Below are 22,447 nucleotides of genomic sequence, written 5' to 3'. Positions count from 1 at the left end.
TTATGTGGATATACCAGATTAAAATGCGTCCAACTTGCGTAACTGCATGACGGCAAAATAGATTTGCCGTCCAAAACAATTTTGTCTATTCGCCCCAGCCCAGCGCGCAATATCCAAGACTGCGTTCCATCACCAGCGCATCACATGACCGCCCCGATTTGCGGCGATAGTAATTCTTGCGACGACCGATCTCGGTAAATCCGGTTTGCTGATAAAGCGCAATGGCCGGGGCATTGTCTTCGGCGACCTCAAGCAGCAGCCGCCCGATGCCATTTTCACGCAACCGGTCACTGACCGCCGCCAGCAATTTACGGGCGACACCGCATTTACGGGCCTGTTTGGCGACAACAATGGTGTTGATCTCGGCCTCATCAAGCACTGACTGGATCAGAACAAACCCCAGCGGCACATCATCGCGGTTTTCCGCCTCGTCCCCTGGGGCATAGGCCAAAATGCCAAAGGCACCGGGCACATCAAGCAACCGGATGATGGAATCGGCATCCCAGCAATCCTCGAACCCTTCGGCATGCAGGGCTGCTGCAACCGGTGCAAAGGCCGCCGTCAGCGCGACCAGTTCAATTTGCTTTGCCGGGATTTGGGACGATTGCCGGGCCATTATTTTTTGCGCGGCCCCTGATCTTCGATGCGGCGCGCATCAGGCGCACGCAGATACATCGGAACCGGCGCCAGATTTTCACCGCGTTCCCACCGTTCGGCAGCAATTCTGGCGACATTGCCTGCGCGCGGTAAACCGGGCGCGGTACAGTCATAAAAGGCATCGGGCGCATGGGCCGCAGCCGTCAGAAGACGCGGGGTCGCATCCCCGGCAAGAAGCGTATCACCCGGGGGCGCCATCATAAGCGCCTGGCGCGGTGCAACACATTCCGGTGAACTCAATGGACGTTTCTTGCCATCAAATGCCTGGGCAAAAATCTCGTTTCGTTTGCTATCAAGGGCGACCAGAATGTTGCGCCCCTGCTGATCGCGTTCGGACACGCCATAGGCCACTGCTTCTAGCGAACTGACACCAACAACCGGGATCTTGCGCGCCAGACCAACGGCACGTGCCGTTGAAAGACCAATCCGCATTCCGGTAAAGGCACCCGGTCCGACCGTGACCGCAATACCATCAATATCGTCAAAGGTAACACCGGCCTTATCAAGGGTTTCGCCAATGAATCCGATCAGATGTTCGGCCTGACCGCGTTCCATATCTTCATAAAGCTCGCCCTTGACCACACCATTGATCAGAACCGCCGTCGAAAGCGATGTCGAGGCCGTATCAATGGCCAGAATCGTCGGTCCGGACTTTTCCGCATCTGGCGAGGAAGTTTGCGATGCGTCATTTTCTGCGCTATCTGATGAGCGCGACTGTCCAGTCAGCATCTTCTTTATGTAATCGGTGAACGACAAGAACAGGGAGCCTCCGGCGATGGCGCTGGTCGAAATTACGCCACAAGAATATGATGTCGAAATTGATATCGTCTATGCCACGGATCGGAATATCACCGGGGCACCAATCTATACACGACCTGCCTGCTATCTTCACGCGGATGCGGCCGCCTGCCTGAAAAAAGCCGCTGCCATGGCAAAACGTCAGGGGGTAAAGCTGCGCATTCTTGATGCATTCCGGCCCCAGGAAGCCCAACGCGCGCTTTGGAACCATTCGCCCAACCCCGATTTCGTCGCCAATCCGGATTTCGGATCGCCACATGGTCGTGGTGTGGCCATTGATCTAACCCTGATTGATCAAAACGGCAAGGAACTGGATATGGGGGCAGGGTTTGACGAAATGCATAGCCGCTCCTATCACGGCTCGGAACTGATCTCCAAACAAGCCGAAGCCAACCGTTTGCTGCTGCTGGGCATCATGGTCAGTGCCGGGTTCGAATATTACGATCATGAATGGTGGCATTATCAGCTGCCCGATGCGGCGCGCAAATACCCGCTATTTTCCGATAGCGCACTGGCACAGCCAATGATGCGCCGCTGATCACTAAAACCGGCAATGCAAAACGGCGGAGCATTTCTGCCCCGCCGCTGCAAGCTGTCATCACGTGATGCAATCGTGAAACAGCCCAGGGATCTGTGGCATTTCCGGGAAAACCCGCCCCATCGGGCCCGGTCAGGACCCAAGAAGCGCCTGACCGCTTTGCGGGTCAAACAGTGTCATGCGCGCCCCGTCGACCAGAATTCTGGCATCGCTTCCCGATTTGAAAATCTGTTCCGGCCCGCTGCGGGCTGTCAGTTCCGACCCGGCAACCGCAAGACGGACATATTGATCCGGCCCGGTCGGTTCGGCCAAAAGCACGCGCGATGAAATACCCGCATCATCAAACACCATATGTTCGGGACGCGCGCCCAAGGTCATCGGGCGCCCGATCAGGTCGCGAATTTCGGCCGGAACATTGATCAGCGGCAGGCACCCCGAACCACTGTCAAAGACGATATCATCGCCATCGTGCGTCAGCTTTCCATCAATGAAATTCATCGTCGGCGCGCCGACAAAACTTGCGACAAAGCGGTTTGCCGGACGCCGATACACGTTTTCCGGGGTATCAACCTGCTGGATGCTGCCCTTATCAAGCACCACGACCTTGGTCGCCAGTGTCATGGCTTCGATCTGGTCATGGGTGACATAAACAATCGTTCGGCCCAGCCGTTCATGCAGACGTTTGAGTTCAATCCGCATGTCAGCACGCAATTTGGCATCAAGGTTTGAAAGCGGCTCGTCAAACAGGAAGACAGAGGGCTCACGCACCAGCGCACGGCCAATCGCCACACGCTGTTGCTGCCCGCCGGAAAGCTGCGATGGCTTGCGATCCAGAAGCGGGGTGATCTGCAACAGCTCGCCAACCTCGGCAACCCGCTTTTCGATCTCGCCCTTGGCCATGCCCCGCATTTTCAATCCAAAGCCGATATTGCGGCGCACCGACATGGTCGGATACAGGGCATAGGACTGAAACACCATCGCGATATCGCGTTCATCGGGTTCCAGCCCGGTGACATCGCGGCCATTGATATGAATGCTGCCACCTGTGGTCGGCTCCAGCCCGGCAATCATGTTCAACAAGGTCGATTTGCCACATCCCGACGGCCCCAGAAGAACAAGGAAATCACCGTCAGCGATCTGAAGATTGATATTCTCCATCACCGTCAAACCGGCATAGGCCTTGGTTACATTACGAAGTTCAACGCCGTTCATTCCCGTTACCCTTTCACCGCACCAGCAGCAATCCCGCGCACAAACATCCGCCCCGAAAGCAGATAAACCGCAAGTGTCGGCAAAGCCGTTAGCATGGTTGCAGCCATATCAACATTGTATTCCTTCTCGCCGAATTGCGATCCGACAAGGTTGTTAAGCGCAACCGTCATCGGCTGCCCCGCACGCCCGCCAAATGTCAGGCCCAGCAGGAAATCGTTCCAGATATAGGTAAATTGCAAAATCATCGCGACACCAAGGATCGGCAGCGACAAGGGCAACATCACATGCCAGAACAGCGGCCAGAATCCCGCCCCGTCGATCCGGGCTGCCTTTAGCAAATCCTCGGGAACGGTTTTGAAAAAGTTGCGAAACATCATGGTGGTAAAGGCAACACCCCAGATCACATGCACAAGGATCAATCCCGGGATGGTGCCAAATATCCCCAATTCCCGGATCATGATGATCAGGGGATAAAGTGTCACCTGTGGCGGAATGAACATGCCGACCAGAAGGGCCGCAAACATCACATTGGCGCCCTTCATCTTCCAGGCCGCCAGCGCATAACCGGTAATCGCCCCAAGCCCGACTGACAAAAACAGCGCGGGAATAACGATTTTGACCGACGTCATGAATGACGATGACAGACCACCGCAAGTATCCCCCAGCGTCTTGGCACAATCGCCAAACCATGCCTTTCCCCATGCGGCAAAACCGGGATCGGCGGGCAGGGTAAAGATGCTGCCATTGCGGATTTCATCCATCGATTTCAGCGATGTCGAAATCATGATGAAAACCGGCGACAGGATCATGATTGCGGCGATGCCAAGCAATCCGTAAAGGGCAAGACGATTATAGCGCATCCTCAATGCCCCCGACCGCTGCGTTCTTTTTGCAGCTCGAAATAGATATAGGGCGCGATCACGGCAATCACCGTGCAAAGCAGGACAAATGCGCCCGCCGCCCCCAGTCCCAATTCCTGCCGGTTCAGGATATGGTCGACAACGAAACGGGCCGGAAGATCCGATGAAAAGCCCGGCCCACCGCCGGTCAGGGCGACCACAAGGTCAAAGGCCTTCATGACAATCGCACTCATCAGGATGAAAACCGTGAAGAACACGGTGCGCATCATCGGGGTAATGATGTGCAAATAGACCCGCCAGACCGGAATGCCGTCGACACGCGCGGCCTTCCAGATATTGGGATCAATATTGCGCAGACCGGCCAGAAACAGCGCCATACACAACCCGACCTGCTGCCAAATCCCGGCAATGGCAAGTGTGTAAATCGACCGGTCGGGGCGCACGATCCAGTTAAATTCAAACCCGGCCCATCCCAGCGCACGCACCGCTTCCTGAAGACCAAGCCCCGGATTCATCACCCATTGCCAGATGACACCGGTCACAATGAATGACATCGAAAGCGGCAGCATGAAAACGGTACGAAACAGGCCTTCTGCCTTCACACCGCGATCAATCAAGATCGCCAGCAAATAGCCAAAAACGATACAGCCGCCGATAAACAGAAATCCGTGAATCGCCAGATTCTGCATCGCTGTCCACCAGCGTTCATTGGCAAACAGCCGGCCATATTGATCAAATCCGGTGAATTTATAGACCGGCAACAATCGCGACCGGGTCAGCGAAATTACAAAGGTCCAGATGATAAAGCCATAAAAACAGAAAATCGTGATCGCCATGGCAGGGATCAGCGCCATTCTGGCGGTCCATTGCGGACGCCAGCGCCGCCTGCCTTTTTGATGCGCATCTTGCGGTGTCGCGGAATAATGCAACACGTCTTGTGCCGGATCGGGCATGAACATACTCGCTTCTTTGTAAAGGCGCCGCTGCCACCGCACAAAGCGGCCCGCAGCGGCGCATCCCTGCAAAGTCTCTGGAATTTCGCCTTATTTGGCGTTGGAGATCGCTTGATGGAACTGCGCCTGGCCCTCTGCCGGGCTCATATCCGTACTGTTCCAGAAATTCGAGATGCTGTCATCAATTGCCCCCGAAACCGCACTTGGCACACCGAAAAGTCCGGTGCTGACAAGGTGGGTCTTTTCGTCCTGAAGGGTCTTGATCGCAGTCTGTGCACAGCTGTCAAAACTGTCAGCAGGCACGTCCAGACGGGCCGGGATGGATCCCTTTTTCTTGTTAAAGGCAATCTGCACATCAGGTTCAAGCATCACATGCGCCATTTTGGCCTGCGCAGGGGTGGCTTCCTCGCCATCCATCGCCGAAAAGGCAAAGGCATCAACGGTCATGATATAGGCGGTATCGATCGCGGGGGCGAAGGCGCATCCGACCGTGGTTCCAGGCTCGATCCCGGCGGCAATGATTTCACCCTTGGCCCAGTCACCCATGAACTGGAACGCAGCATCGCCCTTGATCACCATGCTGGTTGCTTCGTTCCAGTTGCGGCCCGGGCTTCCTTCATCAACAAAGGGCTTAAGCGCGGCAAAGGTTTCGAACACTTTGCGCATGGTATCGGAATCCAGCAGATCATCATCAAGCGTGCTGTAAAGCTTGGCATAAAACTCGCGACCGGCAACGCCCAGAAGCACACTGTTGAACATGATGCGTTCCTGCCAGGGCTGCCCGCCCAGACCGATCGGAATAATACCGGCATCTTTAAGCTTCTGGGCTGCGACCACAAACTCATTCCAGCTTTTGGGCACGTCCACACCGGCCTTTTCAAGGGCTGCCTTGTTATAGAACATCCAGTTTTCGCCATGGATGTTGATCGGTGCGGCGATGTAGTCACCATCATATTTCGCTGCCTTGACGATCAGCGGCGGCAGCTTTTGGTCCCAGTTTTCTTCACTCGCGACCTTATCGACATTGGCAAGCAATCCCTGATCTGCCAATTCACGCAATTGCTGACCGATCGAGAACTGGAAAACAGCCGCCGGATCACCACCAAGCATCCGGTTGACTGCCGCAGCACGGGCATTGCCACCCCCGGCAATCGGGGTATCGACCCATTCGCCACCGCTTGCCTCGAACACCTTGCGAACCTCGGCAAGGGCGGCCTGTTCGCTGCCCGATGTCCACCAATGCAGAACCTCTGCAGTCTGGGCATGAAGCGCACCGGCAGAGACACCTGTGCTCAGAAACGCCGCAAGGGCTGCGACTTTGGATAATTTCGTCATAACCGATGTTCCTCCCTAATGGATACCTTCACGCCCGACTTCTTCTTAAACGGAAAATCGTAACGTTACGATTTTTTTGATAAGCGCTTTATTCACCCTTGTCAATCAACAAAACCCAATGATAATAGGAGAAACAGGTGGCGAATATATTTTTTTGCCAAAATTTTCGAAACGTTACGATTTTGGATGCATTCAACAAGAACATCCGATCAGGGTAAGGAAGCAAACATGACGAAATCATTCCCCGACGGGTTTCGATGGGGTGTCTCCACCTCAAGCTATCAGATCGAAGGCGGCGCAGATGATGACGGACGCGGCGACAGCATCTGGGACACCTATTGTGCCACACCGGGGCGTGTCGCCAATGGCGACAATGGTCGTGTTGCCTGTGACCATTATCATCGCTGGGCCGAAGACCTTGACCTGATCAAGGGGCTGGGCGCGCAACATTACCGCTTTTCTGTCATGTGGCCGCGGGTTTTGCCCGATGGCACCGGCCGGGTTAACGAGGCCGGAATTGATTTTTACAGCCGCCTGATTGATGGCATGCTTGAACGCGGAATTGATCCGTGGCTGTGCCTGTATCACTGGGACCTTCCGCAGGCGCTTCAGGATCGCGGCGGCTGGACCAATCGCGATGTTGTCGACTGGTTTGGCGACTATACCGAACTTCTGGTCAGCCGCCTGGGCGACCGGGTCAAGGCCTGGGTCACATTCAATGAACCCAATGTGGTGGCCTGGGTCGGCCACGAAGAAGGCCGCCATGCGCCGGGCATTACCGACCCGCGTGCCGCCATGCGGGTGACCCATCATCTTAACCTTTGTCATGCGCGCGCCACCCGCATCATCAAACAGCACCATCCAAAGGCCCCGGTCGGATTCGTGTTACCGATGCACAAGGGATACACATTGCCCCATCGCCGCGAACAGGACACCCATCTGATCGATCTTTTCGAAGCCAAGTGGAATGGCGCGTTTCTCGATCCGGTTTATTACGGGCGCTATCCGGAACTGATCATGGACCGGATGGAACCCCATATCCGGGCAGGCGACCTTGAAGCGATCCGAACCGATGTCGATTTTCAGGGACTGAACCAGTATTTCCCAAGCTATATCCAGGCCGCCGAAGGCAAGGCATGGCCGTTCCAGCATGCCGAACCGCCAAAATATTTCCGTAGGACCGAAATGGGCTGGGCCATTGACGGGGACTGCTTCTATCGCACGATGAAAATCCTTCAGGAAAATTATGGCAATCCGCCGGTTTTCGTCACTGAAAACGGGGGTGCCTTTACCGATATTCCGGGCCATAACGGCTATATCGATGATCAGGATCGCATTTCCTATTACCGCGAATATCTTGGCGCGCTTTTGCGTGCCGTTTCCGAAGGTGCCAATGTGCAGGGATACATGCCCTGGTCGCTTCTGGACAATTTCGAATGGGCTTATGGCTATGAAAAGCGGTTCGGGCTTGTCCATGTCGATTACACCACCCAAAAACGCACCCCGAAGGCATCCTATGAATTCATGCGCAACGTGATTGCACAGAACGCATTGCCATAGGACGCTACGGACGCTTACATTGTCCGAAAGAACATAAGAACGGACCTGACATGCCTGCTTCTCGCCCCAACTTGCGCACGATTGCCGACCGGCTTGGCCTGTCGGTTACAACTGTGTCGCGCGCCCTTAAAGACGGACCCGAGGTCAAACCCGACACGGTCGCCAAGGTCAAGGCAGCAGCAGCGGAAATCGGCTATCGCCCGGATGCACGGGGCGTCATGCTGCGCACCGGCAAAACCATGCAGGTCTGTTCGATCCTGTATTCCCCCGAAGTCGGCGATTACGGCGATCCGGGCTTCCTTGCCCAGGTCGAAAGCCTAGCACAGGGGCTTGAAGCCGATCATTATTCGCTGGTGGTGCTGGCCCAGACCAGTGCCGAAGATCCGCTTGAACCGGTGCGCAAGGTCCATACCCAGCGCATGGCCGATGCGGTGGTGTTTTCACGCACCACGCTTCAGGACAAGCGTGCCAAATACTGCCTTCAACATGATTTTCCGTTCGTCAGTTTTGGCCGGACAGAACTTTTGACTCCGCATGCCTTTGTTGATCACGATGATGAACAGGCCGCTTATGATGCGATTACGCGCCTGATCGAAGACGGCCATCGCAAGATCGCCATGATCGATCCGCCCGAAAACCTGACCTTTTTTGGCTATCGCAAACGCGGGGCACGCCGCGCCATGGTCGATGCCGGACTTGATCCCGACAGCCTTGTTCTGATGCCCTCGGACGTTTCTGTGCGGGCTGCGCGTGACGCAACCAACCGGCTTTTTGGCGATCAGCATGATGCGACCGCCATTGTGTGCGCCAGTCAGATGACCATGATCGGCGCACTCGAAGCCTTGATGGAACTTGGTATGGATACCATCCGCGACGGCATCGGGGTTGTCGGGTTTGGCGGGATGCCGTTTCGCATGCTGTCCAAACAGAAGCTGGCCTATTATTACCAGCCCCAGCGTCACGTCGGCGAAGTCCTTGCCCGCCATCTGCACGATCTGATGAACGGATCGGACGTCGAACAGCTGCAAACCTTGCTGCCCTATCGGCGGATTGATGATTTGGCTGCCTTCCGCGAGGGTGAGGACTTTTAGCCCACCCAAAACCCCTGCAATACAAAACGCCCCTGCAATACAAATCCCGGATCGATCACGCCCGGCACCGATCCTTAACCCTGCGCCTTGCGATGTTCGGGATTGTCACCGTTTTCGGCATCCCCGGCCCCGATCAACCGGACCAGAAGCACCTCGATCGGCTTAAGCACGATCAGAACGATAAAGGTCAGCACCGTGGCGATAACCACGATATGCCAGGCCGCAAGTGCGCAGGCAATACCAAGTGCGGCTGTTATCCAGACCGTCGCCGCCGTTGTCAGGCCCGAAACCGACATGCTTTTGGGCTGACGCAAGATCACCCCGGCACCGATAAAGCCGATCCCGGTCAAAACGCCCTGCAAAATGCCCTGAACCACACGTGACAGGGCATCGGGATGATCAATCATGTCCTGAAAATGAACCGCCACCACTGAAACGACAGCCGCCCCCAATGCGACAAGGGCCAGGGTCCGCATCCCGGTCGGCTTACCATTCACATCCCGGTTAAGTCCGATCATCATGCCAATGACCGTGGCCGCACACAGACGCGCCACCATATCGATAATTCCGATATCGAAATATTTTTCGGCCGTCGCGAAATAGGGCAGATCGGTCAGCATGCTGGGTGCCTTTAAGGTTTCAGGGACTCCCAGAACGCCCGACATTCGATCAATGTTCCGGTTCTCGCACCCCAGACCCGGAACCAAGATGGCTTTCCATCCCCTGTGCCATCATCATCAGCCAGTCAAAAAACAGGGCAATGCGCGGGTCACGATCCGGCCGATCAAGCGTGATCAGAACATAATCGCATCCGGTTGGCGCCATCCCGTGCGGAGCGATCAGCCGCCCGGCGGCCAGATCATCACAAACCAGCGGCAACGGACCAATCGCTGTGCCCAGCCGGTTGACGGCTGCCTGAAGGGCAAAAAAGAAATGGTCGAAATATTGTTCGCTCGCCGGGCTAACATCCAGCCCGCTGGCCCGTTTCCAGTCATCCCATGCCTCGGGCCGGGTGCGACTATGCAGCCAGCGTGCCTTTGACAAATCGCGATCAAGGATGTTTTCCCAGCAGTCCGGATCACATACCGGTCCCGCAAGTTCGGCCCAAAGACGGGTGGTGACGTAATCTTCGGAAATGCCGTAATCGGCCCGGCGAATGGCCACATCACAGCCATCCGAAAGCAAATCAACCGGCCCGCCGGCAAGGCGCAGGTCAATATTCAAATCAGGATTGGCTTGCCGGAAATCACCAAGACGCGGCATCAGCCAGCGCATGGCAAGACTTGGCTCGCACGACACCGTCAGGATCGGCGACGTTCCGGCGTGACGGTGAATATCCTCGATCGCCTGATCAAGACCGTCCAGCGCCCCGGTCGTTGCCTTAAGCAACCGTTCGCCCGCCGATGTCAGCCAGACCCGGCGGTTACGCCGCACAAACAGATCAACGCCCAGGCGGTCTTCGATCTGGGCCACCGCCCGGCTGATGGCCCCGTGGGTCAGGTGCAATTCCTCGGCCGCGCGTGAAAAACTTTGATGACGGGCAGCGGCTTCAAAGGCCGGAAGGGCCGCCAATGGGGGCAGGCTGCGTTTTTTGTGAATATTACTCACAATATTTCCCGGAATTTTTCGATTTTCTGGCAACGGGTCCAGTTTGATACTCAATCAGCTCACAGATCAATCGGTTTCTTTAAGCTTTCAGGATCACAGACCATGCCGGAAATATCCCCCCATCTGCCATCAATGGAAATCATTGCCGTTGCCATCATCACCATTCTGGCAGTTATCAGCCCGGGGCCGGACTTTGCCATGGTCACGCGCATCGCCCTGTCACGGGGCAGACGGGCCGGTATTTTATGTGCAATCGGTATCGGAAGCGGGGTTTCCGTCCATCTGACCTATACCCTGATCGGTCTGGGCGTGGTGTTTGCCAGCAATGTCTGGGTTCTGACGGCGTTGCGTTATCTTGGGGCGGCTTATCTTATCTGGCTTGGCATGTCAGCCCTGTGGCCGGATATCCGCGTCATGGTGACCCGGCGTAAACCCCTGAAAGAAATGGATGTTAGCGCTAACATCTTCAGCACCGCTTCGGGCACGGATCAAAACAGGAACGCCCCTGATCGCAATGCGTTCTGGATCGGCTTTGCCTGCAATGCGCTTAATCCGAAAACAATGCTGTTTATCGTATCGCTGTTCAGTCAGGTGATTTCACCTGGCACCCCGATCCTTCAGGAAATCGGATACGGCATCTATATTGCGGCCTGCCACATGGGCTGGTTTGGGCTGGTTGCGGTTGCACTTACACTTCCGGCCGTGCAGGCCCGGATTGCCGCGATCAAGGTCTGGATCGAACGGGCTGTCGGGCTGTGCCTTGCCGGTCTTGGCATCAAACTTCTGGCAAGTTAGGGCTGCATAACCCCGGCAATGGAACGAACAGACAACCGGGATGGCAGATCAGATAAACAGCATCTCGCCATTCTGTCTGGCATCGTTCAGGAACGTCACAACACCGCCGGTTTCGATGGAAAGTTCATCCCGGGTGGCGTCGTTTTCCAAACCAAGTGCGCGCAAGCCCATTTCGCAGACCATGAATTTCGCGCCAAGCGACGCACAGGCCGACAGTAGCTCTTCAAAACTGCCAATACCGCGGGTGGAAAAGCTTAGATCGATCGAGGTCGCAGTCGCACCTTCGGCCTCGGTGCGCAAATGCCGCCATCCCGATGGCGCCAAAAGCGCCCGGCTGGCATCCATGGTAAAGAACAGTGTGACTTCGCGCCCGGTCGCCAAAGCCGCCGACGCCATTACGAGTGCGTAATGAACTTTTTCAAAGCTGCCGGAAAAGATCACCAGCGACAGTTTTTTCGGGCTTTCCGTCTCAGTGCTCATGGATTGAAAGATCCTTTATGGTCGCATTTTCGGAACAGGTCGGGCAGCCGGGGTCGCGCGGCACCCGGATTTTGCGGAACGATGCCGACAGGGCATCGATGATCAAAAGTTGCCCGGAAAGACCGTCACCAATGCCCATCAACTCCTTGAGCACCTCGGTCGCCTGGATGCCGCCAATCATGCCAACCACCGATCCCAGAACACCCCCCTGTGCACAGGACGGGATGGCATCTTCGGGCGGCGGGGCATGATAAATACAGCGATAGCACGGATTGGGCGCCCCCAGATGGGCCTTGAAGGTCGATACCTGACCATCAAAACGAAGTGCCGCCCCCGATACCAGCGTCTTGCCCGCCAGGTAGCAGGCATCGTTAAGCAAAAAGCGCGTCTCGAAATTGTCCGAACCGTCGGCAATCACGTCATAACCGGCAATCAGATCCATGACATTGGATGCATCAAGGCGGTCATTATGGGCATGAACCGTGATTTCCGGGTTCATATCAAGCATGGTCGATTTTGCACTATCTACCTTGGCGGTTCCGAGATCCTTCATGCCATGCGCGATCTGGCGTTGAAGGTTGGACAGTTCCACCGTATCGGCATCAACAATCCCGATGGTCCCAACCCCGGCGGCGGCCAGATACATCGCAAGTGGCGAGCCAAGCCCGCCGGCACCAACAATCAAGACACGCCCGCGCTTAAGCTTCATCTGGCCGGTACCGCCAACATCCTTAAGGACGATATGGCGAGCATAGCGCTGTACTTCATTTTCGCTGAATTCGAAATCACTCACGCGGGCGGGTTTCCTGTCAGAACGGAACAAGGGTGCTGGCTTCTGGATATAGCTTGCGGGTCTGATCTCTCAAGGAAAAGATTTGATTTCCCACCGAATTGTCCGGGTGATGCACCGTCCGAACAAAAATTAATCCGGACCGAAATGCGATCAGAACGCTGATCTTTCCCGCCGCATGCCTTATAAATTTCGATATCGCAATGAAATCAGAGCACATAAAAAGGCCCGGCGCAATGCACCGGACCTTTTGCACGGATCGTCTGGATATCCGGACTGCTGACCAAGGCTTATTGCAGGCCTTCGAACAGCGCGGTCGACAGATAACGTTCGGCAAAGCTCGGTACGATGACAACGATGCGTTTGCCGGCATTTTCCGGTTTCTGACCAAGTTCGATACCGGCGGCAACCGCCGCACCCGACGAAATGCCGGTCGGAAGACCTTCGATGCTTGCCAGTTTGCGCGCGGTGGCAAAGGCCGTCTCGTTGCCGATGGTCATGACGGTGTCGATGACATCGGTATTAAGGTTGCCCGGAATGAAACCGGCACCAATGCCCTGGATTTTGTGCGGACCCGGCGCGCCGCCGGAAATAACCGGGCTGTCTTCGGGTTCAACGGCAACGATCTGGATGTTCGGATTATGCTTTTTAAGCACTTCACCCACACCGGTCAGCGTCCCGCCCGTACCGACACCGGCAACAAAGATATCAACCTGACCGGCGGTATCCTTGAGGATTTCCTCAGCCGTGGTGTTGCGGTGAACTTCCGGGTTGGCCGGGTTGTCAAACTGCTGAAGCATGATCGCACCATCGATTTCGGCAACCAGCTCCTCTGCGCGGGCAACCGCGCCCTTCATGCCCTTGGCGGCCGGGGTCAGGTCGATCTGTGCGCCCAGAAGCATCAGCATCTTGCGACGTTCAAGCGACATGCTTTCAGGCATGGTCAAAATCAGCTTGTAGCCCTTGGCAGCAGCAACAAAGGCCAGCGCAATGCCGGTATTGCCCGATGTCGGCTCGACCAGGGTTGCACCCGGCTTGATCTTGCCGGCTTTTTCGGCGGTTTCAATCATCGCCAGGCCAATACGGTCCTTGACCGAGGCCAGCGGGTTGAAGAATTCAAGCTTGCCAATCAGGTCGGCTTTGACACCTTCTGCTTCGGCCAGACGCGAAAGGCGCACCAGCGGCGTTGCGCCAATGGTGTCGATGATGCTGTCGTAAATCTTGCCGCGAAACTCAGTCATGTTTTCCTCGCACGTTTCTGTATTTTTGCCATCAAGCACATGATCTACCTGTATTTATCCTGCGATCCCACAAGGTCAAATGGATAGCGCAAATTTTTACAAGCAATGGTGCCTGCGGCATTCGTGATGCCTGTAGTTTAATTCAAATTGCAGCGGAATCATGTTGAATAAGGATACATCACTCCGCCACCAGCCCAGAAGACTAAATAATGAAATCCGGGGACTCTTCGATGCCACTGCGCAGGCCCGCATCGCGCGCCCGGTTGCACAGGTCTTCGACCGTGATCTTTTCAAGCTGTTTCATCATTTCGTCCTGCAATTCCCGCCAAAGGGGACGCACGACTTCCTTGCCCAGCGGCGATCCGGCCGGATCTTCGATCGGATCATCGGATGTTTCCATCGACCGGATGACCGAAACAATATCGGCAAGCGTGATACGACGGCGTTCACGCGCCAGGCGATACCCGCCCCGCGGGCCGCGCACACCAACCAGAATATCGGCACGCACCAGCTGCTGAAGGGTTTGTTCAAGGTACCGTTTCGGGATTCCCTGACGCGCGGTGATATCGCGGCTTTGGACCGGTTCGCCTGCTGCGTTATAGGCAATATCGACAACCGCCTCGATCGCAAACAGCATCTTTTTTGAAAGCTTTAACATCGTTTCATCTTACTCCCCTCTTGGTTCGGCCATCCCCCCAGACGGCATGCAAACCTGGTTTGGCCAGAGCAATCAAATCTCGTAACCAAAATCATGACCGTCACGGCAACCACCCGCCATAACCGTCATGTGACCATCAGATCGCGTTGCGATCTGATGGCAAAAACTTATTTGACCGGGCTTGCTGTCCCGGTCGATCCGAATCCGCCCGCACCGCGCGCAGTCTCGTCCAGATCATCCACCGCACGCCAGGAAACCTGGGTTACCGGGGCAACCACAAGCTGGGCAATGCGCATGCCGCGTTCAATTTCAAACGCCACGTCGCCGTGATTGATCAGGATAACTTTGATCTCGCCGCGATAATCGGCATCGATCGTGCCCGGGCTGTTCAGAACCGTGACACCGTTCTTGGCAGCCAACCCCGAACGCGGGCGTACCTGGGCTTCGAACCCGGCGGGCAGGGCAATGGCAATGCCGGTTTCAACCAGCGCACGCTTGCCAGGTTCAAGAACCAGCTTGCCGTCAATTGCCGCCTGCAAATCGACCGCCGCCGACTGGGCAGTGGCATATTCAGGCAACGGCAAATCCGCCCCGTGCGGAAGCTGTTTCAAATCAACACTCAGAGCCGACATATTCCATCCTTGTCTTCTTCCCGGTCATCAGACCGGGTTTGTTCTTGCAATCCGTGTGTCCGCGACACATCAGGAAAAATGTTTGATGATCCGGGCACAAAGTGCCCCGGCGATGCCGGTTTTGCTTTGGCGCGACCAATGTTCGTCAGCGCCCGCATCATCCCCTGAAATCAGGAAGACCTCGTTCAGATCCCCGCCAAAGGTCCCGGTATCGGGCGCCACATCATTGGCAAGAATCCAGTCGCATCCCTTGCGCGCGCGCTTGGCACGGGCATGTTCGGTGACTTTTTCGGTTTCTGCGGCAAAGCCGATCACAAGCCCCGGGCGCGATGCCCCGGACTGGCTGATGGTTGCCAGAATGTCGGGATTTTCCGCAAGTTTAAGATCGGGAATAATCCCCGACCCATCCTTTTTAAGCTTCTGACCGGCTTCATCAGCAGTACGCCAGTCGGCAACAGCAGCGGCACAAACCGCAATATCCGCCGGCAGGGCATTTTGAACCGCGGCAAGCATATCGCGCGCTGTTTCAACCCGTACAACCGTCACCCCGACCGGATCGGGCAGGGTCACAGGACCGGACACCAGCGTCACTTCCGCACCGGCATTGGCAAGTGCCTGGGCAATTGCATGGCCCTGTTTGCCCGATGACCGGTTGGCGATGTAGCGCACCGGATCAATCGGCTCGTGGGTCGGGCCGCTGGTCACGACCGCCTTTTTGCCGGCAAGCGGCTTGGGCGCAGACTGACTTTCAAGGAAATCAAGCACGTTTGCGATAATCTCGGCCGGTTCCGCCAGACGCCCCGAACCGGTTTCGCCACAGGCAAGATCACCGGCAGACGGCCCCACCCGGATCACTCCGCGGCTTTCAAGCGTTGCGATATTGGCCTGTGTCGCCGGATGGTTCCACATTTCCACATTCATGGCAGGCGCAATCATCACCGGCTTGTTGGTCGCCAACAGCGCGGTTGTCGCCAGATCACCGGCCTGTCCGGTTGCCATTTTTGCAAGGATATCGGCACTTGCCGGGGCGACCAGAACAAGGTCGGCCTCACGCGACAGACGGATATGGCCCATCTCGGCTTCGTCGGTAAGGGAAAACAGATCCTGATAGACCTTGTTTTCCGTCAATGCCGCCACAGACAACGGTGTCACGAACTGTTCGCCACCCTTGGTCAGGATGGCGCGGATATTGATTTCGCGGTCTCTGAGCCGACGGATCACTTCAAGAACCTTATAGGCCGCAATGCCGCCCGAGATGATCAAAAGGATATTCTTGCCTGCCGACACTGTGATTACCAATTAATTACGGTTTAAAAGTGTGGTTAACCTACATTGTCTCATTATGGGACGCAAGCGCCCATAACCGAAATGGCAAACGCCGCGGTCCGGAAAGGATCGCGGCGCTTTGTTTTGGGGTGCCTTGAAATCCCAAAAAGCAACGGCATCAAAGGCTTCACGGTACAGTGTAAAGCATCCCGAACCATTGCCAACGGGAATCCGGGCCCATCGCCGTGCAATTGATGCGCCAGCGTCCCGATGCGACCGGCCCATCAAGGCGAATTTCAACGCGCTCATCGCCAAGGCGGCTCATGGTTGCGTCACCATCGGACGGATAACAGGCGATATTGGCTGTCGGCTCCTTAAGGGTAAAGCCGAATGCAGGCGGATTGCGCGTCAGGGTATAGTCCCCCGGGGTCACGTCGCTGACCCGCAATGGCAACGAATTTGCCGCCAATTTGAAGCGGTCCATTGCGCCATAATGTTCGTTCAGCGCAAAGCGCGGCAGATACATGAAATCGGATTCCGTGCTCATGGCACCGCTTTGCTGACCAAATGCGGCCTTGTATCCGGCCTCCTTGACCGCACTGATCACGTCTGCATTTGCCTCGCCATAGGGATAGGCAAAGATATCAGGCACAAAGCCAAGCTCTTCCTTGAACCGTTTGGCCGAATGATCCAGTTCGGCCTTGACGGCCGCAATATCAAGATCAGGCAGGTGGGAATGATGCTGGCTGTGACCCCCAATAGTGACCCCGGCCTTTACCAGATCACGCACCATGTCCCAGGTCATGTAATTGGAAAAGCCGTCATCGATCTGTTGGGTAGAAACAAAGACCGTAAAGGGCATATTGTGGGCCTTGAAGATCGGCCAGGCCTGTTCATACACAGATCGATAGGCATCATCGATGGTGATGCCGATGGTACGATCAGGCAAACCGCCACCATTTTCAATCGCCGTGACGATCTGTGGCAGCCCCATAACCGTGTATCCGCCACTGGTCAGTTCGGCGATATGTTCCTTGAACTGGTCGATCTTGATGTTGGTCGACGGATATTCATCTTCGCCAAACCGGTGATACATGAAAACAACCGCCGAGGTGGCATCACCTGCCGGTGCTGCTGCCGGTTTTTCGGCAACAATGGGATCAACGGCCGGATCAACAGCCTGATCAACGGCCGATGCTTCGGGTTGCGGCACTTCAGGAGCCGCTGTTTCGGATGCTGGTGCCCCGGGTGCTGCTGATTGTGCCGACATGTCGGGATCAGCCGCACTGTCACTTTGCGCAGACGGCTCGGCAACCGGCATGGTGGCCGGTGCAGTGGTTTCGGTTTCAACCGACTGGGCGCTGCCCTGACCGACACCGAATGTTAACCCAACAGCAAACGACATCCCGAAAACCATACCGCGCAGCATGGAGCCGGGGGAAAGCAGATCGGTTACCGACGATGACCTTTGCCCTTTGGTCTCGAATTTCATAATTGTTTCCAGTCTTCTACCAACCACTCCAATCAGGGCGACATATGGGGGTCGGCCCTGTGCACCGGACATGCTGTTTTCACCGTCGTCCGGGTGCAGCGTCCCGTTTGCCGGGATCGTTTTGCAAAAGCAAAAATACCAGCGAACCAATTGTTTTTCCATATTTCATATAGATGGTTGCGAATTGGTTCATCAGGGTTACCTTTGAAACAGACCTATAACCCAAACTGATGAGGCCCCATGCTTGATTCTGATGCTTTTGGTCTTCTGTTCCACAATGCGCGCACCTTCAATAACTGGCAGGACCGTGATGTCGATACCGGCTTGCTCAAACAGGCGTGGGATCTGACGGTGCTGGGCCCGACCAGCGCCAATTGCGAACCGATGCGCATTACCTTTGTCAAATCCGATGCCGCCAAAAAGCGCCTTAAACCGTTCCTTTCCGAAGGCAATGTCGACAAGACAATGAACGCCCCGGTGACCGCGATCGTGGCCCAGGACATGGAATTTTACGAAAAGCTTCCTGATCTGTTTCCCCATACCGATGCGCGGTCATGGTTTGCCGGCAAGGATGACGCGATCAAAGCCACCGCTTTTCGCAACAGTTCACTTCAGGCCGGATATTTCATTCTTGCCTTGCGTGGTCTCGGGCTTGATTGCGGTCCGATGTCGGGATTTGATGCAGCGGGACTGGATGGCGAATTTTTTGCAGGTACACCGCTTAAGACCAACCTTCTGATCAATATCGGTTATGGCGACCGCAACAAATTGCCACCGCGCAGCCCGCGGCTCAGTTTTGATCAGGGGGCTGAAATCATCTGATTTCGCAAAACCCGTCCTCGATCTTCCAGAAGGCCTCCGACAGTCGGGGGCCTTTTTTATATTTCAGGGTTGTGATTTTCTGATAAAGCACGGCCGGGCCATGCTTCGACGGATTTTTTCAATCGGCTGAGCAACTTGAAAACTGTCATCAAACTTTTATTTGATCTTTACTGGCCCATAACCATTTTAGGTCCACTTTTACAACCGCGTGCACCGGATCACCGCAACCCCCGTAAACAGGAGCGTTAATTGGGCTTCCGCCAATTGATACTTACAGCTTTGGCCATCGCCTTTCCGGCGGGCATTGTCTTTGTCGTCCTTGCGGCGATGGAGCTGCTTGGCTGGGGCACGGCGATCCTGTCTGCCACGCTGTCCTGGCTTGGCATCACCGCAATGCTGCGCATCTATTTCGGCGATCTGCGCCGGGTGGCACGCTATGCCACGGATTTGCGCGACCGGTTCAAGGGTGCCCCGCCGCAACATATTTCGTTTGGTGCTGCGGCTGAACTTTCATCGCTTTATACCCAGATTGCTGCGGCCTTCCGTGATCGTATCGCGCTTCTTGAAGCACAAACCAGCACCGATGCCGAAATCCTTGATCACCTGCCAAACCCGGTGGTGATGGTCAACCGGCACCGGGTTGTGACCGGCTTCAACCAGGCGGCCAAGGGGCTGTTTCACAATCTTGAAACCGGGCGCGATCTGACACGGTTTATCCGTGACCCGATCCTTCTGGACGCATTTGATGACGTCGCCAATGCCCGCGAAACCATGAAGCATGCCGAATTTGTTCTGGCCAGCGACGCGCACCGTCATTACGACGTGCTCACCGCACGACTGCCCGCCGCAACCGGGGACCGGAACTTTGTGCTGAGTTTCTCGGACCTGACCGAGCTTCGCAAACTGGAACAGATGCGTGCCGATTTCGCGACCGATGCCGGTCATGAATTGCGTACCCCGCTTTCGGTGTTGCTGGGCTTTATCGAAACGCTTGAAGGCCCGGCCAAGGATGACCCCGATGCGCTCAACCAGTTCCTGCCGGTCATGCGCGATCAGGCCCAACGCATGCAGCATCTGATCGAAGATTTGCTGTCGCTGGCGCGGATCGAACTGAATGAACATACCCCGCCATCCGAAGAATGCGATGTTGGCAAGATCATCGGCAAGGTTGCCGAAAGTCTGACCATGAAGGCGCAGGCAAAGGGCATGAACATCCGTGTGACCAGCGAACTCGACAACACCGAAATGGTCGGCGAGGAAAAGGAACTGACCCAGGTCTTTGTCAATCTGGTCGAAAACGCCATCAAATATGGCCACGCCAATACCGATGTCGAAGTTTCGATCAGCCTGGTCAAAAACCCGCCGGGCGCACTGGCCCGGTTCCGCCATGACCGGATCATGGCCGTTGCTATCCGCGATCATTCCGACGGCATTGCGCGCGAACATCTGCCGCGTCTGACCGAACGGTTCTATCGGGTCGATACCGCACGATCGCGCGCAGTTGGCGGTACCGGTCTTGGTCTTGCCATCGTCAAGCACCTTGTCCAGCGCCACCGCGGCACCATGCAGATCGAAAGCGAACAGGGCGTCGGTTCAGTCTTTACCGTCTATCTGCCGGCCAAAACCGGCGATAATGTCCGGAAACTGCATTCCGCCTGATCTGCTTTGGATAGCAGTCAGATATCCTTGCAAAACAGGATTTCATGACCTGCTGCCGCGGTATTCGTATCTCTTCGATCAATTTCGCGGAAACCGAATTTTCGATACATCTCGGCCGCGCTTCCGGCTTGCAGGTAAATAATATCGACCCCAAAACGTTTTGCTTCTTGCAGGATGCTTTCTACAAGCTTTTTTGCAATGCCCAGTCCACGATATCGATAAAGCGTATAGACGGCAGCAACCCAAGGGGTTTTATCCGGCCATCCTTCATCGTCCCGAGGCCAAAGGCTGACCATCCCTATCGGAAAGTTGGTATCTTTGTTGATTGCCAAAAGCGTTAGGGGAAGATCATCCTTTTGACAGCATTGAGCGAAGTACGCTCTGGCTTTTTCAAGGCTGCTGTCAGGCTTTTGCACGCCCCAACGCCCATATGCCCAAGCTGCACAGGCGTCTACGCAATCAGGTCTGTCTGCCAGATAAACAACGTCATAAGGCATGGCCGCGCCCCCGAAATCGATACATTCCCAATGCATGACCATAGGCCAGATTGCGGCGGATGAGGGTTAAATAAAAAAGGCCAGCAACATCGTGCTGGCCTTTTGCGTCTCTGATCTGAATCTGATTCGGCAGAACGTTTCGATTACAGAATAAACTTCGAAAGATCGGCATCCTTTGACAGATCTTCGACCTGTTCGCGGACATAATTGGCATCGACCTTGAACGTTTCACCACCACGATCGGTCGCGGTAAAGCTGATATCATCAAGCAGCTTTTCAAGAACCGTATGCAGACGACGCGCCCCGATATTTTCGACCGTTTCGTTCACATTGGCCGAAATGCGGGCGATTTCATCAATCGCATCATCGGTAAAGTCCAGGGTGACATCCTCGGTCTTCATCAGCGCGATATACTGCTTGATCAGGGAGGCTTCCGGTTCCATCAGGATACGGCGGAAGTCACCTTCGGTCAGGGCTTTCAATTCAACCCGGATCGGCAAGCGACCCTGCAATTCCGGCAGCAGGTCCGATGGCTTGGCCAGATGGAAAGCGCCCGAACAGATAAACAGGATATGGTCGGTCTTCACCGTGCCATGCTTGGTCGAAACGCTGGTTCCTTCGATCAGCGGCAACAGATCACGCTGAACACCTTCGCGCGATACATCGCCACCGCGCTCGGACCGTGCGGTGATCTTGTCGATCTCGTCGAGGAACACAATACCGTTCTGTTCGACATTCTCGATCGCCTCGGCGGTGACCTTGTCCATATCCAGAAGCTTGTCGCCTTCTTCATCGATCAGGCGCTCGAACGCTTCTTCGACGGTCATGCGTTTGGGCTTGGTATTGCCGCCAAATGCCTTGCCGAACATGTCATTCAGGTTAAGCATCCCCATCTGGGCACCGGGCATGCCCGGGATATCGATGGTCGGCATCGAGGCCGAGCTGCTTTCCTGAACGTTGATTTCGATTTCTTTTTGCTGAAGTTCGCCTTCGCGCAGCATCTTGCGGAATTTCTGACGGGTGTCAGAAGACGCATTTTCACCGACAAGCCCGTCAAGAATGCGTTCTTCGGCCTGCATTTCGGCCTTGGCGCGGACTTTTTTGCGCATGCTTTCGCGCGTCAGATCAATCGAAACTTCGACCAGATCACGCACGATCTGTTCGACATCACGCCCGACATAGCCGACTTCGGTAAATTTGGTTGCCTCAATCTTGATGAACGGTGCATCGGCAAGCTTTGCCAGACGGCGCGCAATTTCGGTTTTACCGACACCGGTCGGGCCGATCATCAGGATGTTTTTGGGCAGAACTTCATTGCGCATGGTGTCGTCAAGCTGCTGACGGCGCCACCGGTTGCGCAACGCAATGGCGACCGCGCGCTTGGCGTCTTTCTGCCCGATGATATGACGATCGAGTTCAGAAACAATTTCGCGCGGGCTGAAATGTTGGGTCATGATTTATTCCGTATCTTATTGCGACAGATGCAGCGACAGGGCCCGGATT

23 protein-coding genes are annotated in these 22,447 nt (G+C 55.6%); 6 read left to right on the top strand and 17 right to left on the bottom strand.

Annotated elements, in window-relative coordinates; translation table 11 throughout:
• Nucleotides 1-85 precede the first annotated feature (85 nt).
• Together rimI and tsaB are read right to left on the bottom strand one after the other, a co-directional pair.
• A complete protein-coding gene (gene rimI / locus CU041_RS09990) occupies nt 86-616 on the bottom strand; it encodes a ribosomal protein S18-alanine N-acetyltransferase (RefSeq protein ID WP_101246750.1) in 531 nt (176 codons plus the stop codon).
• Nucleotides 616-1,386, bottom strand: coding sequence for a tRNA (adenosine(37)-N6)-threonylcarbamoyltransferase complex dimerization subunit type 1 TsaB (tsaB, locus tag CU041_RS09985; RefSeq protein ID WP_233433068.1), 771 nt, complete (start codon nt 1,384-1,386; stop codon nt 616-618). The genes rimI and tsaB overlap by 1 nt, the downstream gene beginning before the upstream one ends.
• 46 nt (nt 1,387-1,432) lie before the next feature.
• Here tsaB and ddpX point away from each other — a divergent pair, with 46 nt between their 5' ends.
• Nucleotides 1,433-1,993, top strand: a complete 561-nt coding sequence (gene ddpX / locus CU041_RS09980; RefSeq protein ID WP_101246748.1) for a D-alanyl-D-alanine dipeptidase — start codon at nt 1,433-1,435, stop codon at nt 1,991-1,993.
• A 132-nt stretch (nt 1,994-2,125) separates the two neighbouring features.
• Here ddpX and CU041_RS09975 read toward each other — a convergent pair whose 3' ends face one another.
• The 4 genes from CU041_RS09975 to CU041_RS09960 form a co-directional block, all read right to left on the bottom strand.
• A complete protein-coding gene (locus tag CU041_RS09975) occupies nt 2,126-3,205 on the bottom strand; it encodes an ABC transporter ATP-binding protein (RefSeq protein WP_101246747.1) in 1,080 nt (359 codons plus the stop codon).
• A 5-nt stretch (nt 3,206-3,210) separates the two neighbouring features.
• Nucleotides 3,211-4,065 (bottom strand): carbohydrate ABC transporter permease, encoded by an 855-nt coding sequence (locus CU041_RS09970; protein WP_101246746.1) that lies wholly within the window; start codon nt 4,063-4,065, stop codon nt 3,211-3,213.
• Between the two features lie 2 nt (nt 4,066-4,067).
• Nucleotides 4,068-4,919, bottom strand: coding sequence for a carbohydrate ABC transporter permease (locus CU041_RS09965; RefSeq protein WP_233433067.1), 852 nt, complete (start codon nt 4,917-4,919; stop codon nt 4,068-4,070).
• Nucleotides 4,920-5,108: 189 nt separating this feature from the next.
• The gene (locus CU041_RS09960) at nt 5,109-6,353 is read right to left on the bottom strand and encodes an ABC transporter substrate-binding protein (RefSeq protein ID WP_101246745.1); all 1,245 of its coding nucleotides are present in this window, start codon (nt 6,351-6,353) and stop codon (nt 5,109-5,111) included.
• 228 nt (nt 6,354-6,581) lie between these two features.
• Here CU041_RS09960 and CU041_RS09955 point away from each other — a divergent pair, with 228 nt between their 5' ends.
• Together CU041_RS09955 and CU041_RS09950 are read left to right on the top strand one after the other, a co-directional pair.
• Nucleotides 6,582-7,913, top strand: a complete 1,332-nt coding sequence (locus CU041_RS09955) for a GH1 family beta-glucosidase (RefSeq protein WP_101247026.1) — start codon at nt 6,582-6,584, stop codon at nt 7,911-7,913.
• Between the two features lie 50 nt (nt 7,914-7,963).
• The gene (locus CU041_RS09950; RefSeq protein WP_101246744.1) at nt 7,964-9,004 is read left to right on the top strand and encodes a LacI family DNA-binding transcriptional regulator; all 1,041 of its coding nucleotides are present in this window, start codon (nt 7,964-7,966) and stop codon (nt 9,002-9,004) included.
• A gap of 74 nt (nt 9,005-9,078) precedes the next feature.
• Here the strand turns inward: CU041_RS09950 and CU041_RS09945 are convergent, their stop codons facing one another.
• Together CU041_RS09945 and CU041_RS09940 are read right to left on the bottom strand one after the other, a co-directional pair.
• Nucleotides 9,079-9,624 carry an MgtC/SapB family protein gene (locus tag CU041_RS09945; protein WP_101246743.1) on the bottom strand — a complete coding sequence of 182 codons (546 nt, stop codon included), beginning with the start codon at nt 9,622-9,624 and terminating at the stop codon, nt 9,079-9,081.
• A gap of 49 nt (nt 9,625-9,673) precedes the next feature.
• A complete protein-coding gene (locus CU041_RS09940; RefSeq protein WP_170310192.1) occupies nt 9,674-10,612 on the bottom strand; it encodes a LysR substrate-binding domain-containing protein in 939 nt (312 codons plus the stop codon).
• Nucleotides 10,613-10,714: 102 nt separating this feature from the next.
• On the opposite strand from CU041_RS09940, the gene CU041_RS09935 reads away from it, so the two are divergent.
• Complete coding sequence (locus CU041_RS09935; RefSeq protein ID WP_101246741.1) at nt 10,715-11,407, top strand: LysE family translocator; 693 nt, start codon at nt 10,715-10,717, stop codon at nt 11,405-11,407.
• Nucleotides 11,408-11,455: 48 nt separating this feature from the next.
• Here the strand turns inward: CU041_RS09935 and CU041_RS09930 are convergent, their stop codons facing one another.
• The 7 genes from CU041_RS09930 to CU041_RS09900 form a co-directional block, all read right to left on the bottom strand.
• Complete coding sequence (locus tag CU041_RS09930) at nt 11,456-11,887, bottom strand: DsrE/DsrF/DrsH-like family protein (protein WP_101246740.1); 432 nt, start codon at nt 11,885-11,887, stop codon at nt 11,456-11,458.
• On the bottom strand, nt 11,877-12,680 hold the full coding sequence (locus CU041_RS09925) for a HesA/MoeB/ThiF family protein (protein ID WP_101246739.1): 804 nt from the start codon (nt 12,678-12,680) through the stop codon (nt 11,877-11,879). Before CU041_RS09925 ends, CU041_RS09930 begins: the two co-directional genes overlap by 11 nt.
• 287 nt (nt 12,681-12,967) lie before the next feature.
• Complete coding sequence (gene cysK / locus CU041_RS09920) at nt 12,968-13,918, bottom strand: cysteine synthase A (RefSeq protein ID WP_101247025.1); 951 nt, start codon at nt 13,916-13,918, stop codon at nt 12,968-12,970.
• Between the two features lie 202 nt (nt 13,919-14,120).
• Entirely contained in the window at nt 14,121-14,576 is a 456-nt protein-coding gene (locus tag CU041_RS09915) for an RrF2 family transcriptional regulator (protein ID WP_008888834.1), read from the bottom strand.
• A gap of 167 nt (nt 14,577-14,743) precedes the next feature.
• Complete coding sequence (dut, locus tag CU041_RS09910; protein ID WP_101246738.1) at nt 14,744-15,208, bottom strand: dUTP diphosphatase; 465 nt, start codon at nt 15,206-15,208, stop codon at nt 14,744-14,746.
• 69 nt (nt 15,209-15,277) lie between these two features.
• Nucleotides 15,278-16,495 carry a bifunctional phosphopantothenoylcysteine decarboxylase/phosphopantothenate--cysteine ligase CoaBC gene (gene coaBC, locus CU041_RS09905; protein ID WP_101246737.1) on the bottom strand — a complete coding sequence of 406 codons (1,218 nt, stop codon included), beginning with the start codon at nt 16,493-16,495 and terminating at the stop codon, nt 15,278-15,280.
• Nucleotides 16,496-16,661: 166 nt separating this feature from the next.
• Nucleotides 16,662-17,966: a polysaccharide deacetylase family protein gene (locus CU041_RS09900; RefSeq protein WP_233433066.1), complete on the bottom strand. Its 1,305-nt coding sequence runs from the start codon at nt 17,964-17,966 to the stop codon at nt 16,662-16,664.
• A gap of 240 nt (nt 17,967-18,206) precedes the next feature.
• On the opposite strand from CU041_RS09900, the gene CU041_RS09895 reads away from it, so the two are divergent.
• Both CU041_RS09895 and CU041_RS09890 read left to right on the top strand, forming a co-directional pair.
• Complete coding sequence (locus CU041_RS09895; RefSeq protein WP_101246736.1) at nt 18,207-18,788, top strand: malonic semialdehyde reductase; 582 nt, start codon at nt 18,207-18,209, stop codon at nt 18,786-18,788.
• Nucleotides 18,789-19,052: 264 nt separating this feature from the next.
• Complete coding sequence (locus CU041_RS09890; protein WP_233433065.1) at nt 19,053-20,447, top strand: ATP-binding protein; 1,395 nt, start codon at nt 19,053-19,055, stop codon at nt 20,445-20,447.
• A 17-nt stretch (nt 20,448-20,464) separates the two neighbouring features.
• Here the strand turns inward: CU041_RS09890 and CU041_RS09885 are convergent, their stop codons facing one another.
• Together CU041_RS09885 and hslU are read right to left on the bottom strand one after the other, a co-directional pair.
• A complete protein-coding gene (locus CU041_RS09885) occupies nt 20,465-20,944 on the bottom strand; it encodes a GNAT family N-acetyltransferase (RefSeq protein ID WP_170310191.1) in 480 nt (159 codons plus the stop codon).
• Between the two features lie 143 nt (nt 20,945-21,087).
• On the bottom strand, nt 21,088-22,398 hold the full coding sequence (hslU, locus tag CU041_RS09880; RefSeq protein WP_101246733.1) for an ATP-dependent protease ATPase subunit HslU: 1,311 nt from the start codon (nt 22,396-22,398) through the stop codon (nt 21,088-21,090).
• Between the last annotated feature and the right edge of the window lie 49 nt (nt 22,399-22,447).

It is taken from the genome of Thalassospira povalilytica (assembly GCF_002844235.1).
Classification (GTDB): Bacteria; Pseudomonadota; Alphaproteobacteria; order Rhodospirillales; family Thalassospiraceae; genus Thalassospira; species Thalassospira povalilytica.
The sequence above is the reverse complement of the archived record's forward strand: the minus strand, read 5'-3'. Positions and strand labels throughout refer to the sequence as shown.